This window comes from Streptomyces chartreusis NRRL 3882 (assembly GCF_900236475.1).
Taxonomy (GTDB): domain Bacteria; phylum Actinomycetota; class Actinomycetes; order Streptomycetales; family Streptomycetaceae; genus Streptomyces; species Streptomyces chartreusis_D.
This window is the reverse complement of sequence record NZ_LT963352.1, coordinates 328,740-342,794: the sequence shown is the minus strand read 5'-3', so window position 1 is coordinate 342,794 and position 14,055 is coordinate 328,740. Positions and strand designations below refer to the sequence as shown.

General features: G+C 73.9%; 13 protein-coding genes. 8 read left to right on the top strand and 5 right to left on the bottom strand.

Features of this window, described 5'->3' with window-relative positions; translation table 11 throughout:
- Positions 1 to 92: 92 nt before the first annotated feature.
- Positions 93 to 728 (top strand): D-sedoheptulose-7-phosphate isomerase, encoded by a 636-nt coding sequence (locus tag SCNRRL3882_RS01540; RefSeq protein WP_010033530.1) that lies wholly within the window; start codon positions 93 to 95, stop codon positions 726 to 728.
- Positions 725 to 2,131, top strand: coding sequence for a D-glycero-beta-D-manno-heptose 1-phosphate adenylyltransferase (gene rfaE2, locus SCNRRL3882_RS01535; RefSeq protein WP_010033533.1), 1,407 nt, complete (start codon positions 725 to 727; stop codon positions 2,129 to 2,131). Before SCNRRL3882_RS01540 ends, rfaE2 begins: the two co-directional genes overlap by 4 nt.
- A gap of 6 nt (positions 2,132 to 2,137) precedes the next feature.
- On the opposite strand, the gene SCNRRL3882_RS01530 is transcribed toward rfaE2, so the two are convergent.
- From SCNRRL3882_RS01530 to SCNRRL3882_RS01515, 4 genes are all read right to left on the bottom strand, one after another.
- Positions 2,138 to 3,454, bottom strand: a complete 1,317-nt coding sequence (locus SCNRRL3882_RS01530) for an MFS transporter (RefSeq protein ID WP_040902453.1) — start codon at positions 3,452 to 3,454, stop codon at positions 2,138 to 2,140.
- Positions 3,455 to 3,804: 350 nt separating this feature from the next.
- Positions 3,805 to 4,368 (bottom strand): hemerythrin domain-containing protein, encoded by a 564-nt coding sequence (locus SCNRRL3882_RS01525; protein WP_010033538.1) that lies wholly within the window; start codon positions 4,366 to 4,368, stop codon positions 3,805 to 3,807.
- A 77-nt stretch (positions 4,369 to 4,445) separates the two neighbouring features.
- Entirely contained in the window at positions 4,446 to 4,979 is a 534-nt protein-coding gene (locus SCNRRL3882_RS01520) for a DoxX family protein (RefSeq protein WP_010033540.1), read from the bottom strand.
- Between the two features lie 63 nt (positions 4,980 to 5,042).
- The gene (locus SCNRRL3882_RS01515) at positions 5,043 to 6,227 is read right to left on the bottom strand and encodes an amidohydrolase (RefSeq protein WP_029180733.1); all 1,185 of its coding nucleotides are present in this window, start codon (positions 6,225 to 6,227) and stop codon (positions 5,043 to 5,045) included.
- 558 nt (positions 6,228 to 6,785) lie between these two features.
- On the opposite strand from SCNRRL3882_RS01515, the gene SCNRRL3882_RS01510 reads away from it, so the two are divergent.
- The 6 genes from SCNRRL3882_RS01510 to SCNRRL3882_RS01485 all read left to right on the top strand — a co-directional run bounded on the left by SCNRRL3882_RS01510 (position 6,786) and on the right by SCNRRL3882_RS01485 (position 12,584).
- Complete coding sequence (locus SCNRRL3882_RS01510; protein WP_010033543.1) at positions 6,786 to 8,249, top strand: aminotransferase class I/II-fold pyridoxal phosphate-dependent enzyme; 1,464 nt, start codon at positions 6,786 to 6,788, stop codon at positions 8,247 to 8,249.
- 163 nt (positions 8,250 to 8,412) lie between these two features.
- Positions 8,413 to 8,601 (top strand): hypothetical protein, encoded by a 189-nt coding sequence (locus tag SCNRRL3882_RS01505; protein WP_010033546.1) that lies wholly within the window; start codon positions 8,413 to 8,415, stop codon positions 8,599 to 8,601.
- Between the two features lie 20 nt (positions 8,602 to 8,621).
- Positions 8,622 to 9,317 (top strand): hypothetical protein, encoded by a 696-nt coding sequence (locus SCNRRL3882_RS01500; protein ID WP_029180734.1) that lies wholly within the window; start codon positions 8,622 to 8,624, stop codon positions 9,315 to 9,317.
- Entirely contained in the window at positions 9,314 to 10,276 is a 963-nt protein-coding gene (locus tag SCNRRL3882_RS01495) for a DUF6895 family protein (protein WP_086012458.1), read from the top strand. The genes SCNRRL3882_RS01500 and SCNRRL3882_RS01495 overlap by 4 nt, the downstream gene beginning before the upstream one ends.
- Positions 10,273 to 11,190, top strand: coding sequence for a DUF6895 family protein (locus SCNRRL3882_RS01490; RefSeq protein WP_010033554.1), 918 nt, complete (start codon positions 10,273 to 10,275; stop codon positions 11,188 to 11,190). The genes SCNRRL3882_RS01495 and SCNRRL3882_RS01490 overlap by 4 nt, the downstream gene beginning before the upstream one ends.
- Before the next feature lie 296 nt (positions 11,191 to 11,486).
- Positions 11,487 to 12,584: a serine hydrolase domain-containing protein gene (locus SCNRRL3882_RS01485; RefSeq protein ID WP_102514957.1), complete on the top strand. Its 1,098-nt coding sequence runs from the start codon at positions 11,487 to 11,489 to the stop codon at positions 12,582 to 12,584.
- A gap of 61 nt (positions 12,585 to 12,645) precedes the next feature.
- Here the strand turns inward: SCNRRL3882_RS01485 and SCNRRL3882_RS01480 are convergent, their stop codons facing one another.
- Positions 12,646 to 14,013, bottom strand: coding sequence for an alpha-lytic protease prodomain-containing protein (locus SCNRRL3882_RS01480; RefSeq protein WP_010033558.1), 1,368 nt, complete (start codon positions 14,011 to 14,013; stop codon positions 12,646 to 12,648).
- Positions 14,014 to 14,055: the final 42 nt, after the last annotated feature.

Sequence of the window (14,055 nt, the reverse complement as noted above, 5' to 3'; positions counted from 1 at the left end):
GTCCCCGGCCCGCCGACAACCGCCGGTACCCCGAAGACCGAAGGAGGTGCGGGTCCGCCACCGTCCACCGGGCGGCGGCACGCCCGAACAGCATGAGCGAACACCCTGCACACCCCGCGCTCGATGCCGCCCGCCTGCACTGCCGGTCACTGGAAGAGGCACTCGGCCGGTTCCGCCGGCACGGCCTCGAACGGATCGCGGACTGGGGCGGCCGGCTCGCCGACGTCCTGACCGGCGGCGGCCGGCTCCTCGCCGCGGGCAACGGCGGCAGCGCCGCCCAGGCCCAGCACCTCACCGCCGAACTGGTCGGCCGCTACCGTCAGGAACGCCGCGCCTACTCCGCGCTCGCGCTGCACGCCGAGACGTCCAGCGTGACCGCCATCGGCAACGACTACGGCTTCGACCACGTCTACGCCCGCCAGGTCACCGCCCACGGCCGCCCCGGCGACATCTTGATGCTGCTGTCCACCTCAGGCCGCAGCGCCAACCTCGTCGCCGCCGCCGTGACCGCCCGGCAGGCCGGACTGCACGTGTGGGCGCTCACCGGGCGCGGCCCGAACCCGCTCGCGGAAGCCGCCCACGAAGCCCTGTGCGTCGACGCCGGCAGCACCGCGACCGTCCAGGAGACCCACCTCGTCGCCGTCCACCTGCTCTGCGAGTGCTTCGACACGGCCGTGTCCTCACCGCTCGCACGGCGCACGGTCCTCACCCACGGGAGCACGTCATGACCGGACCGGAACCGCTCGCGGTCGTCGGGGACGTCCTCCTCGACGAGGACATCGAAGGCGTCTCCACCCGGCTCTCCCCGGACGCCCCCGCCCCCGTCGTCGACGTCACCGGCGACCGGCGGCACCCGGGAGGAGCCGGACTGGCCGCCGCCCTCGCCGCCCGCGGCGGCCGGGACGTGGTCCTGGTGACCGCCCTCGGCGACGACGACGCCAGCGAGGCCGTACGGCGTGACCTGCGCGGCCGGGTCCGGCTGCTGGAGCTCCCGCTCAAGGGCACCCTGCCGGTCAAGACCCGCGTGCTCGCGGGCGGCCGGCCCGTCGTACGCATCGACCGGGGCGGCGGCACGCCCGGCGAACCCGACGACGCGGTCCGGGAGGCCCTGGCGAACGCCCGCGCGATCCTGGTCGCCGACTACGGGCGCCACACCGCGGGCGCCCTGCGGCCGCACCTCGAGGCAGCCGCCCGCCGCACACCCCTGGTGTGGGACCCGCACCCCAAGGGCGACCCGCCCGTGCCCGGAGCCCGGCTCGTCACGCCGAACGCGGCGGAGGCGCAAGCTCTCCACCCCGGCTCCGGAGGGACGTCCCTGGGCGCGTACGCCGAACGCGGGACACGGCTCGCGGAGCGCTGGGGCGCCGCGGGAGTCGCCGTCACCCTTGGTGACCGGGGGGTGCTGCTGGCCCGGCCCGGGGCCGGTACGCCGATGCTCGTCCCCGTGCCCTACCGGGCAGCCGGGGACCCGTGCGGCGCGGGCGACTGCTTCGCGGCGACCACGGCGGCGGCCCTCGCCGACGGCCTGCTGCCCGAGGAGGCCCTGCAACGGGCGGTCGCCGAGGCCGCCGCGTTCGTCGCGGCCGGCGGCGCGGGCAACCCCGACCTGTGGCGGACCGAGCCGCCGCCCGGCCCGGAGGACGACGCCGCGACCGACGCGTTCACCCTCGCGGAGAGCGTCCGGGCCCGCGGTGGCACCGTGGTCGCCACCGGCGGCTGCTTCGACCTGGTGCACGCCGGTCACGTCGGCCTGCTGGAGAGCGCGCGGCGGATCGGGGACTGCCTCATCGTGTGCCTGAACTCCGACGCGTCCGTCACCCGCCGCAAGGGCCCGGGCCGCCCGCTCAACCCGGCGGCGGACCGCGCCCGCGTCCTCGCCGCGCTCGGCAGTGTCGACGCCGTCGTGGTGTTCGAGGAGGACACCCCCGAGGCGGTACTGGCCCGGCTGCGGCCGGACGTCTGGGTCAAGGGCGGCGACTACTCAGTCCAGGACCTGCCCGAGGCGGCGACCCTGCGCGCCTGGGGCGGCCAGGCCGTGGTCCTGCCGTACCTCGACGGCCGTTCCACGACCCTGCTGACCCGCCGGGCGGCGAAGGCGGCGACGACGGCCCTGCGGCCGTCGGGGTCCTGAGGCCGCTCAGGCCGCCGTGCTCAGTGCCGACCGCCCCTGAACGTCGCCCTCCTCCGTGCGGACCACCACCGGCGTCGCGGTGCGGCGCCGGCGCAGCAGGTGGCCCGCGCCGATCGCGCCGGCGATGAGCAGTCCGCCGGTGACGAGGGCACCACGGGCGCCGGCCAGTTCCATGAGGAGGCCGAGCGCGGGCGGGCCGCCCAGGCTCCACACCGTGCCGATGCTGCCCCACACGCCCAGCACACGACCCCGCAGATGGGCGGGCGGGTCGGTCTGCAGTACGGCCGTGCCCGCGGTGTCGGAGACGGACTCCACCACGGCCATCGGCAGCACGAGCACGATCAGCACCGCGACCGACGGCGACAGCCCCGCCACCACCTGGAGCAGCGCCCCGGCCGCCGCCAGCGCCCCCACCAGCCGCACCGACGGCCGACGCAGCCGGGCGCCGAGGACCGCACCGAGGATGCCGCCGACGGCGAGCACGGTCGAGACCGTGCCGAACGAACCGGCACCACCGGCGAGCGGCCCGGTGACGAGCACCGCCAGGGTGAGCCCGTAGTTGCGGCCGAACACCGCGCTGATCCCGGTCACCCCGGCGAGCGCCATCAGACGCGGCCGGCGCGCGAAGAAGGCCAGCCCCTCGCGCACGGACATGTCGGAGCCGGTGTCCTTCGGGCCCGGGCCCGCGGCGGCCTCCCGCACCGCTCCGGCGGCAGGCCGCAGGAAGGGAATGACCGAGGCCACGAACAGGAACGACACGCCGTTCGCGAAGTACGCCGCGGACGTGCCGAGGAATCCCACCGCCACACCGGCCATGGCCGCTCCCACGAGCCTGCCCGCCTGGTGCACCAGCGCCCCGACCCCGATGGCCGAGGGCACGTCCTCCGCCGGGACGAGATCGTTGCCCAGCAGCGCGCACGCCGGGTTGTCGACGGTCGCCACGACACCCGTGACGGCGGCCAGCACCATCAGGGAGGTCATGTCGAGCCGGTCCAGCGCCACGAGCACGGCCGTCGTGAAGGCGATCGCGCCGAGCAGCGCCTGGCTCACGGCCGCCGTCAGCTTGCGGGGCCACCGGTCGACGGCCGCGCCGCCGAGGACGCTCATCAGCAGGGCCGGGGCGGCCTGCACGGACATGGACAGCCCCGTCGCGGCGGCCGACCCGGTGATCTGGAGGACCAGCAGGTTCTGCACCGTGAGCTGCATCCACGTACCGGCGTTCGACACGAAGTTCGCGACGGACCACCAGCGCATGCTGCGGTACCGCAGCGACCGCCAGGGCGAGCGCGAGGCGGGCTGGGCAGGAGAGGGTGAGGAAGACACAGATCGGTACTCGCAAGACGAGTCGGAGGACTCACGCGGAGGGGGACGAGGAGAACGAGGAACACCGGCTGCGCTGCGCGGTGGTTCCCCTCGCCGGATACGGCGCCGACCATCGTGGCAGAGCAAACCCCCGAGTCGGTTCCGTACGCACCTCGTCGGCCGCCCGCACACCTGCCAACCACACCCGGCTCACGGGCATTTGAGGCCGCGAGTGTGGTTGATCACAGTTGTCGATCATGAGCCTCGCCCCGGCCGCATCACGTGACGGCGGCCACAGCGGACAGCGAGAAGGGCCCGTCGCCGAGCGACGGGCCCTTCTCTCTGTTCTGTGGTGTGCGGCGGTGGCCGCTCTACTCGGACTTGCCGCGACCGGTCAGCGCGTCGCGCAGCCGGTCGACCATCCCGGTGCCCGGAGCCAGGAGCTTGTTCGCCGGGGGCTTGTCGGGGGCGGCCGGGTGGGGCCGGGTCGGGGCGGTCTTCTTCGCCTTCCGGACCTTCTCGCCCAGCTCGTTCAGCGTGTCCATCGGACAGGCCTGTCGCAGCGCCGGGAAGAGGTTGCCCTCCTCGTCGGCGATGTGCGAGCGGATCTCGCTCATCAGCATGCCCATCAGCCGGTCGAAGTCGGCGTCGCCCGGGTCGCAGCCCTCCAGGTCCTTCATGATCCGCTCGGCCGTGGCGTGGTCCTCGAGCTCCCGGTCGGCGAGGTTGTCCCCGTTGGCCACGTGCTCGCGTACGGCCGGGTAGAGGTAGGCCTCCTCGGCCACCGAGTGCCGTACCAGCTCGATCGTGACCTGGTCCGCGTACCTCTTGCGGTCCGCGTGACCGGACGGCAGTCCCTCGATCTTGCCGAACATCTCCTCGACTTCGCGGTGATCGGTCACCAGCTCGTCGATGACGTTTCCTCCGTGTCCCATGTCCTTCACCTCCAGCCCCCGGGTCCCCCGGGCCCCAGGGGGTTAACGCGCGGTCCGATCGGCCCCCCGCCGATGCGTCAGGCCGGGAGCTTGGCCCGGATACGCCCGGCCGCCGCGGCCGGGCCCGCGGTGCCACGGACGGAGCGCCGCACCAGACTCGCGTCCCGCCGCAGGTCACGGGCGGCGTGGCTGCCGCGCCACAGCACCGAGGGGCGGGCGCCGGTGTCGTCCGCGGCGATCAGCAGCCCGCCCAGCATGGACATGTTCTTGAAGAAGTGGATCCGCTGCTGGGCCCGCTCCGAAGGATCCTCTGCCTCCCAGAAGCGGTGCCCCGCCAGCGTCGTCGGCACCAGCGTGGCCGCGATGGCCAGCGCGGCCGGACGCGGCATGCGCCCGGTGGCCAGCATCAGCCCGGCCACGACCTGCACGGCGCCGCTCAGCCGTACGACCTGCTCGGTGCGGTCCGGCAGGGCCGAGACGCGTTCGGTGACCGGTTGTACGACCGGCTCGGCGGCCGGGGCGACCGCCTCCGGGTCGCGGACGGAGTTCAGGCCGCCCGTGAGGAACATCGAGGCCAGCATGGGACGGCCGAGCACACGCAACAGACTCATGGCCCTCTCCAGGGTGTCGGTGGGTACAGCGCTCGCCGGGTTCCCCACCTGGGGCTGAAGCACTCACGCGGTTCGCGCCGCCCGGTGGCGCGCCCAGGCCTCCGCGCGCAGCTCCTTCGACAGCAGGACGTCCACGGCGGTGCACGCGAGGGCCTCCGTGGCGGCGAGCAGCACCTCGCGGGCCCGGGGAGAGGCGGCGGCCTCGGCGAACTCCGTGGTGTGGTCGGAGCCGTCCTCGTCCATGATCGCGACGAACGGGTGGATGGCGGGCACCCGCGTACTGACGTTCCCGATGTCGGACGACCCCAGGTACACGCCGGGCGCCGGCGGTGACAGCCAGATCCCGGCCCGGGACAGATGCGCGGCGAACCGTTCGGAGAGCGTCTCGCTGTCCCGGAAGTGCTCGTAGCGCACGGTGGCCCGCTCCACCTCGGCGGTCGTGCCCGTGGCCCGCGCCACGCCGTCGGCGCACTCGCGCAGCCGGTCGGTGAGGTCCTCCAGCGCCGGCGTCGTGGCCGCGCGCAGACCGAACAGGCCCTCGGCGTACTCCGGGACGATGTTCGTGGCGATGCCGCCCTGGGTGACGATGCCCTGCACGTGGGAGCCCTCCGGCAGTCGCCGTCCCAGCACGGCCAGCACGTTGAACAGTTCCACCAGCGCCGCGAGCGCGTCGATGCCCTCCGTCGGATTCCCCGTGGGGTGCGCGGCCCGGCCGTGGAAGGCCACCCGGTACTGCACCTGCGCGGTCAGCGGCGCCCGCACCCAGCTGTGGACGCCCGGATGGAACATCAGCGCCGCGTCGACGCCGTCGAACACCCCGGCCTCCACCTCGAGGGCCTTGCCGCCCCCGCCCTCCTCGGCGGGGGTGCCCACCGCCAGCACCGTCCCCGCGGCCGCATCCGGCACGGCGCTCACCGCCAGCGCGGCTCCCAGGCCGGCCGCCGCGATGAGGTTGTGGCCGCACGCGTGGCCGAGGCCGGGCAGGGCGTCGTACTCCAGCAGCAGTGCCACGGCGGGCCGGCCCCGGCCCGAGCGCGCGGTGAACGCCGTCGGCATCCCCGCCACCTCGCGCTCCACAGCGAAACCGGCCCGCTCCAGCTCACCCGTCAGCAGGGCAGCCGCCCGGTGCTCGGCGAAGGCGTACTCGGGCTCGGCGTGCAGCAGCGAGGCCACGCCCCACAACGCGTCGGCCCGCGCCGCCACCTCCTCACGAACGGCCTGGTGTACGTCGTCGAGCGTGCGCTCCACAGGGGCCTCCCCGGCGTCGACCGCGATGAGTCCCCGACCGGGTTTCACCACCCGGTGCGACGACACTCGCGGCGTTCTGGGCGGTGCTGTGTTCCGTGGGGGGCCCTGCCGCGCATCGCCTCCGGCGGCGCTGGTGAGGGCGCAGAACAGCGCCACCGGCCGCGTCCGTCCGGTGCGGGTGTGTCTCCGGGCGGCTCGGCGCCGGAGGCGGGGGCATTCGGCGTGTCTCGGGCCGGTGTGGCTGCCCCTTGGCGGGTATCGCGGTGCCCGACGCCGAGCGCAGGCGACGGGTCGCCGTGTTCTCGGCCGGTGTGGCTGTGCTCCGTGGTGCCGACCGCGTGCGGCCGGTGTGCTGTGCTTCCGGGCGCTCAGCGCCTGGGGCGGCCGCACGGGCCGCGTTCCCGACCCGTGCGGCCGTGCCCTGGGCGGGGCACGGCCCAGGGGCGCGACAGCACCGCGTTTCGACGCGTCCCCGAGTGCAACACGGTCGGTGTACCCCGCCGGGCCACGACAGCGTGGACGCCGCGGCGGCCGGGCGGGCCGGACCTGGGAGGAACCATGGACCACTCGCGCGTGCCGGTCCTGGAGGCGCTGGAGGACTTCCGGCGCCGCGGCGACATCGCCTACGGCCCGCCGGGCCACAAGCAGGGCAGGGGAGTGGACCCCCGGGTGGCCGAGATCGTCGGGCTCGACGTGTTCCGTTCCGACGTGCTCTCCCTCAACGGCCTCGACGACCGCCGCCAGTCGCAGGGCGTCCTCAGCCGGGCCCAGGAGCTCATGGCGGACGCGGTCGGCGCCGAGCAGGCGTTCTTCTCCACGTGCGGCAGCTCCCTCTCCGTGAAGACCGCCATGCTGGCCGTGGCCGGCCCGGGCGAGAAGCTGCTGCTGTCGCGCAACGCCCACAAGTCCGTCATCGCGGCCGTCGTCGTCAACGGCGTCGAGCCGATCTGGGTGCACCCGAAGTTCGACGCCGAACGCCACGTGGCCCACCCGCCCGAGCCCGATGACGTCCGCCGTCGTCTGGAGGAGCACCCGGACGCCAAGGGCATGCTGCTCATCACCCCGACCGACTGGGGCTCCTGCGCGGACATCGGGGGAGTGGCCAGGGTGTGCCACGAGTTCGGCGTGCCCGTCATCGTCGACGAGGCCTGGGGCGCCCACCTGCCGTTCCACCCTGCGCTGCCCGCCTGGGGCATGGATGCCGAGGCCGACCTGGTGGTGACCAGCGTGCACAAGATGGGCGGGGCCGTGGAACAGAGCTCCGTCTTCCACCTCCAGCACGACCGCGTCTCGCCCGAGGCCCTGAAACAGCGGGAGGACCTGCTCGGCACCACCAGTGCCTCCTCCCTCGTGTACGCCACGCTCGACGGCTGGCGCCGCCAGATGGTCGAACAGGGACGCGAGCTCCTGGAAGCGGCCATCCGCCGGGCCGAACGCATCCGGGCGGTGGTCGCCGACCTGCCGGGTCTGCGGCCCATGGGCCGGGAGGTCGTGGAGGAGGGGCTCGCCGCCGACCTCGATCCGCTCAAGCTCGTCATAGACGTACGGAAGCTCGGCATCAGCGGGATGCAGGCCACGGAGTGGCTGCGCACCCACCGCCACGTGGACGTCGGCGGCTCGGACACCTGCCGCATCAGCGCCTCGATCACGTACGCGGACGACGACCGGACCGAGACGGCCCTGGTGGACGCCCTGGCCGCGCTCGTCGAGCGTGCGGACACCATCGAGCGGCGGCCGCCGGTCCACCTGCCCGAGCCCTCGGCGCTGGAACTGGAGCAGGCGATGCTGCCCCGCGAGGCGTTCTTCGCCCCGGTCGAGCACGTGCCCGCCGAACGGGCCGCGGGACGGATCGCCGCGGAGATGATCAGCCCCTACCCGCCGGGCGTGCCGGTGGTGGCACCCGGCGAGGTCATCACCGACGAGGTCCTGGACTACCTGCGCAGCGGTGCCGATCACGGTGTCCTCATCCCCGACGCGGCGGACTCCTCCGTCCGCACCCTGCGGGTGGTGGCACAGGGCTGAACCGGTGGCCCGCAGTGCATGGCATCAAGTGCGACAGCGCTGTTACTCATGCGCGAGATGTTGAATATGTGATGGAAATAAACTCATGGGTAAGTTGGCATGCTTTGTCCACATCGGGTGCACTAGAGGAGAAAGCGTCCACTTCCTCCAAGGAGATGGTGCAATGACTTCCACCGAGAAGTTCACCGAAGAACTGACGGGCATCCAGAGTGCCGACATCGAAGCGGCACTCGACCCGGCAGAAGCCGACGGCATCTACCGCGACAGCCGTGAGTGCGCCGCACTCGCGCTGTTCAAGGGTGGATTCGGTCTCCTCCTCTCGCCGCCCACCCCGCGCCCCAAGAAGGGTTGAGTGGATCGACAGGAGTGACCATGGAGCAGTCAGGCACTTCGTCCCTCTTGCAGGACGCGGTGCGGGAACTCGCTTCCGGTGTGGTCTCCGCTCTTCGGAGCGGAGACCACGCTCGTGCGCCCGGCCCGGCGGTGGCCGACACGGAAGCGGAGGGCCTCACCCTTGCGGCCGTACGTGTGCTGGGAGCCGACGCGTTGCTGCCGAGCACCCTTCTGCACGCCCCACCCCCGCCCGGCGAACTGGCCGTGTTCCGGAAGGCCGTGGAGGCCTACCCGCCCGGTGCCGGCGCCGCCCCCACCGTCAGGTGGAGCCACTGGGCCATGCGACGTACGCTGCGGCGGCTCGACCCGGACCACGCCGACGGCCCGGACGAGGAACCCGACGCCGCTTGGCTCCGGGGAACGACCTGGCAAGTCCTGACGCACCAGCTCGCGGTCCTGGCCGCCCTCGCCCTGCCCGGCGAGGAGTGCGCGGTCGCCCGCGCGGCCGGGCAGCGTCCGGTCGACGTCGCCCGGGGCTTCGTGCGCGCGGTACGCCGCAGGGACTGGCGGCAGGCGGCCGGCGCCGGACGCTGGCTGACCCTTCTGGACGGCGTACCGCGGACGCTGGGACTCGACAACGGCCTGGACTTCGTGGAGCTGATGGGCGGTCAGGACCCGCTCGTGGCCCTGCAGGTGCGGGCGGCGCGGCTGACACGGACGGGAGCGTTCGTGTGAGCAGGTCACGGGGGACGCGGCAGGTGGCCGAGGATGCGCTGGCGTGGGTGTCCGCCCATCGCGAGCAGTTCGCACTGGGCGAGGACGCGCTGGCCCCCGACGGGCAGGTGAACCGCAGCTGGAAACCGCTCGGGGAACTGGCCCAGGTGTGCGCGACCGTGTCCCGGCACACCGCGCCCCCGGATCCGCTCCACGCCTGCGCGGCCGACCTGATGGCCTTCGCGTGGCAGCAGACCGGCCGGGGAGAGCTGTTCGTGCGCCTGCAACGGCTGGAGCCCTTCGCCACCTACCCGTTGGAGGTGTACGCCGCCATGGCCGCGGCGGGCCTGCGGCACCCCGGCTACGAGGCGGCCACCGCCACGGTGGCCCGCACCCGCAGCTGGCGGCTGACCGAGCAGGAGCCCACCCGGCGGCTCGGCGTCCTGAACGCCGAGACCCGCAGCGGCATCCGGGAATCCGACGGCATGCCGCAGGCGCTGCGGCGCACCTGGCTGGCCGGGCTGCCCGAGCCCTGGACCTTCGAGGCGTCCTCGGGCTACTCCCTCACCCACGTGGTCTTCCACCTGACCGACTGGGGACGCGCCGGGCCCGGGAGCCTGCCACCGGACCTGGCCGACTACCTCGCCGACTGGCTGCCGCCCTGGCTCGACACGTGTCTGGACGCCGGGATGTGGGACCTCGGCTGCGAGTTGCTGGCCGTGGCGGCGAGCCTGCCCCTGCTGCCCGACCACGATGTCCTCCAGGACGCCTGGGCGCGGATCGCGGCGGTACAGCACCCCTCAGGCGCGATCCCGGAGCAGGGGAGCGGCGAGGGCCACGACAGCGGCCCGGACTTCCTCTCCCACTACCACCCCACCCTCATGGCCGCCTTCGCGGCGACCCTGACCATCGGGCGGCTCGACGACGGAGCCCGGGCCGGCACGCACCACCGGACGGGCGGACAAGGAGTGCTGGGATGACCGACACCCGCCTGATCCACAACGTCGGAGCCGGCGCGCTGGAATGGCTGTGGGCCCATCGCGACGGATTCGAGCTGGAACCCGACGTCGACCCGGAGGTCGGCTTCCTGGAGCGCTTCAAGCCCATCGGCGAACTCGCCATGATCTGCAAGGTGCTCTTCCGCGAGGGTGTCGCGGGATCGCGTCAGGCGCAGCTGGCCCGGCAACTCCTCGACCACGCCTGGCGCGAGACGCTGGACGGCGGCCGCATGCTGGTGCGGGGGCAGCTCACGGAGCCGCTGTCCCCCATCCCGTTCGAGGTGTACCTGCCCTTCAAGGAACTCGGCTACAGCCAGCCCGAGATCGAGCGGGCGGCAGTCCTGAACCACCGGTTGGACAGCTGGGTGGCGTTCGAGGCGACCCCCACCCGGCGACTCGGTCTGTCCGCGTTCCAGCGCCGGTTCGGTCTCACGCCCAAGCCGCCGGAAGCCGACCTGCGGGACACGACCTGGCTGGCCCGCACCCCCGAGCCCTGGACCGTGGAAGGGCACATCGCCTACGACGTCACGCACAACGTCTTCCACCTGACCGACTGGGGGGAGAGGCCGGACGGCCTGCCGCCCGGCACCGCGGACTACCTCGAGACCTGGCTGCCGGTCTGGATCGACGACTGGCTGGACCTGGAACGCTGGGACCTGCTCGGCGAACTGCTGGTGGTCGACGCCTGCCTGCCCCGCCCCACCCTGGACGAAAGGGCGTGGGAGGGCTTCGCCGCCGCCCAGCAGCCCGACGGGGCCATGCCCGCCCTGCGGACGATGCCCGAGGGCGCCCCCGACGAGGTGTTCGACATCGTCTACCACCCGACCCTGGTCGCGGCCTACGCCTCCGTCCTGGCCACCTCCCGGTCCCTGTCCCTGCTCGCCGAGGCCTCATGACGCCCCGTCGGCAGACGCCTTGGCCCGGCGAACCACCCGACGACACGTGGGCTCCGGCTCCCCATCCCCGGCCGGCGGACGACGTGCCGGCTCGGTGCAATACGACGGCGGAGGAGGACCCGGCGACCTCGCGCGGCACGTCGGGGGGCCGGGCGCCGGGGCCGCATTCGGGGTCGGCGGGCGGCGTGCCGGCTCGGTGGGATACGACGGCGGAGGGGGGTCCGGCTACTTCGCGTGGCACGTCGGGGGGCCGGGCCCCGGGACCGCGTGCCCGGTCGGCGGACGAGTCCCCGCCACTGTGTGACACGGCGACGGATGAGCGTGCGGCGCCTGCGGCCGCGACCGCCGACCGGCGCGTCCGTCGGCCGGCTGCGCCCCCGGACGACGGCCCGCTCGCCGAGCGGCTCGCGGACGCCGTGGCCGCATCCGACGCCCCGGACGTCGTCTTCGCCCTCTCCCGGCACGGCCGCCGCACCGTCCTGAGCGGCGGTACCGCCCCGCCCCCGCCGCTTCCCCGCGAGGACCTCCGCTACGAGACCGGCTCGGCCGCCAAGGCGTTCACCGGTCTGCTGCTGGCCCGGCTGATCCACAGCGGCGAGTTGTCCGGCGGTGAACCGGCCGCCGCCTTGCTGGACGAGGGGCGGCCGGCGGGTGCGAACCCGGTGACGCTCGCCCACCTGATCACGCACACCTCCGGGCTGCCCGCCCTTCCGGCCGGCTTCTACCTCCGGGGCCTGCCCGCCTGGCACACCAACCCCTACGCCCGCTTCCCCGCGGCCCGGGTCGTCGACGCCTTCCTGCGTCACCGGCCCCGCCACCGCCCCGGTACCCGCTGGCGCTACTCCAACTACGGCGTCGCCGTGCTCGGGCACGCACTGGCCGCCGCGACCGGCACACCGTGGGAGGACCTGCTCACCGGCCAGGTCCTGCGCCCGCTCGGCCTGAACGGCACGACTCTGCGGGCGGACGACTCCGGCTTCGACGCCCGCGGGCACGGCAAGGACGGGGAGTCACCCGTACCCCCCTTCGACGCCGGGGGCTTCCAGGCGGCGGGTGCCGTGCGGGCCACCCCGCACGACCTGCTCACCTTCATCGAGGCTCACCTGGACCCGAACGGAGCACCATCGCAGCTGGCCCCCGCCCTGCGCGCGGTGTGCCGCCCCGTGCTCCGCCGGGGCATCGGGCACCGGCACGTCCACACCATCGCCTGGTTCCGTCACCCGACCGACGGCGGACCGATGTATTTCCACAGCGGCGCGACGCTCGGCCAGCAGGCGTTCCTGGGCTTCCGCCCGGACACCGGCACGGCCCTGGCCGCGCTGTGCACCCGCCGCTTCCGCGCCCACGACCCGTTCCTGGCCACCGCGTACGCGCTGCTGGCTCAGGAGGAGTAGCGGGGCCCGACCGGCGCCGGCGGCACGGGGCGTGCCGGCACCGGACAGCCCTGACCCTTCGTCACACCCGCTGCCAGAGGGCCGGAGTGCGAGTGGGCACCCACGCGCCCTGGGCCTGGTGGGTCTGCAGGCACTGGTAGCGCACACCGGCGTGGCTCACCGTGACACCGGCCTCATAGACCCGCCCGGCGGCCCACGCCTGCGTGACCTTGTCCTGCTGTGCCGAGGACTGGGCGGCGGCGGTCTTGAGCGTGAGGCCGAAGTCCCTGAGCAGGGGATTGATCGGCTGGTAGAAGGTGGTGCCCCCGCTCGTGCAGTCGCCCGTGCCGCCGGAGGTCACACCCTGGGCCTGGACGCCCGTGACGAAGGGCCCGCCGGAGTCGCCCGGCTCGGCGCACACCGTCGTCCGGGTCAGCCCGTCCACCCTGCCCTCGGCGTAGCTGACGCTGGTGTCGTGCTGCTCGATCTGGCCGCAGTGCCACCCGGTGGTGGAGCCGGAGCGGCAGACGGCGGCTCCGACGAGCGCCTGGACCGAGCCGGTGATCTGCACCTTCTGCTCGCCCTCGACCCTCACGTTCGGGGTGGCCGTCCACTGGTCGTTGACGGCCACCCACAACATGTCCTTGCCGGGGAACGTGGAAGCCTGGATCGTGCCCTGCTCCGCGTTGTTGAACCCGGTCGTCCGGGCGCCGCTCCGGCCGCAGTGGCCCGCCGAGGCGAAGCCCTGCTGCGCGCCCTTGGTGACGGAGAAGCCGACGGAGCAGCGGGCGGAGCCGTCGATGTAGTAGGCGTCGCCGCCCGTGATGTCCGTGAGAAGGCGCGGCCGGTCGGCCGTCACCTTGACGCCCACGCTCTTGCCGTCGAGGCCCGCGGCCTTGACGAAGGCGGCGGCCGAGGCCTTGTTCGTGGCCTCCACCACGACTCGGTTCGCCGGGATGTCGATGTACCACAGGGGCGTGTCACGCGTGCTGACGCGCCCCGCCGCCGCGTCCAGTTTCCGTTTGGCGGCCCGGAGGTCGCGGAGTGTCCGCTTCACGACGGCCGCCTTGGCGCCCTGGGCCTTGATGACGGGCACATCGGTCGCGTGGGTGGTCGCCACGAACAGCTCCTGCGACGTCGTGCCGCGCAGCCAGGCCCCCGCGAAACGGTTGCCCAGCGCGTTGCGCAGCCGCCCCGCCCGGGTGCCCGCCTCCGCCTCGTTGATCAGTCGCCGGGACGCCTGGGCCGGGGTCAGCCCGAGGTCGCGCTGCAGAGCACGCAGGACCGGAGCCGGTGCGCGGTCGGCGCCGACGGTCTGGGCGGCCGAGGGCAGAGGTTCCGCGGGGGGCGCCGGCTCGGCCGCCACGACCGAGGGGATCCCGGTGGCGACGAGCGCGCCGAGCGCGGTCAGGGCCGCCCGGCGGCCGGTCACGGCATGTCTGTGGACCATTCGGTGTGTCTCCTTCGCTCACGGTGGAACTGACGCAAGGCC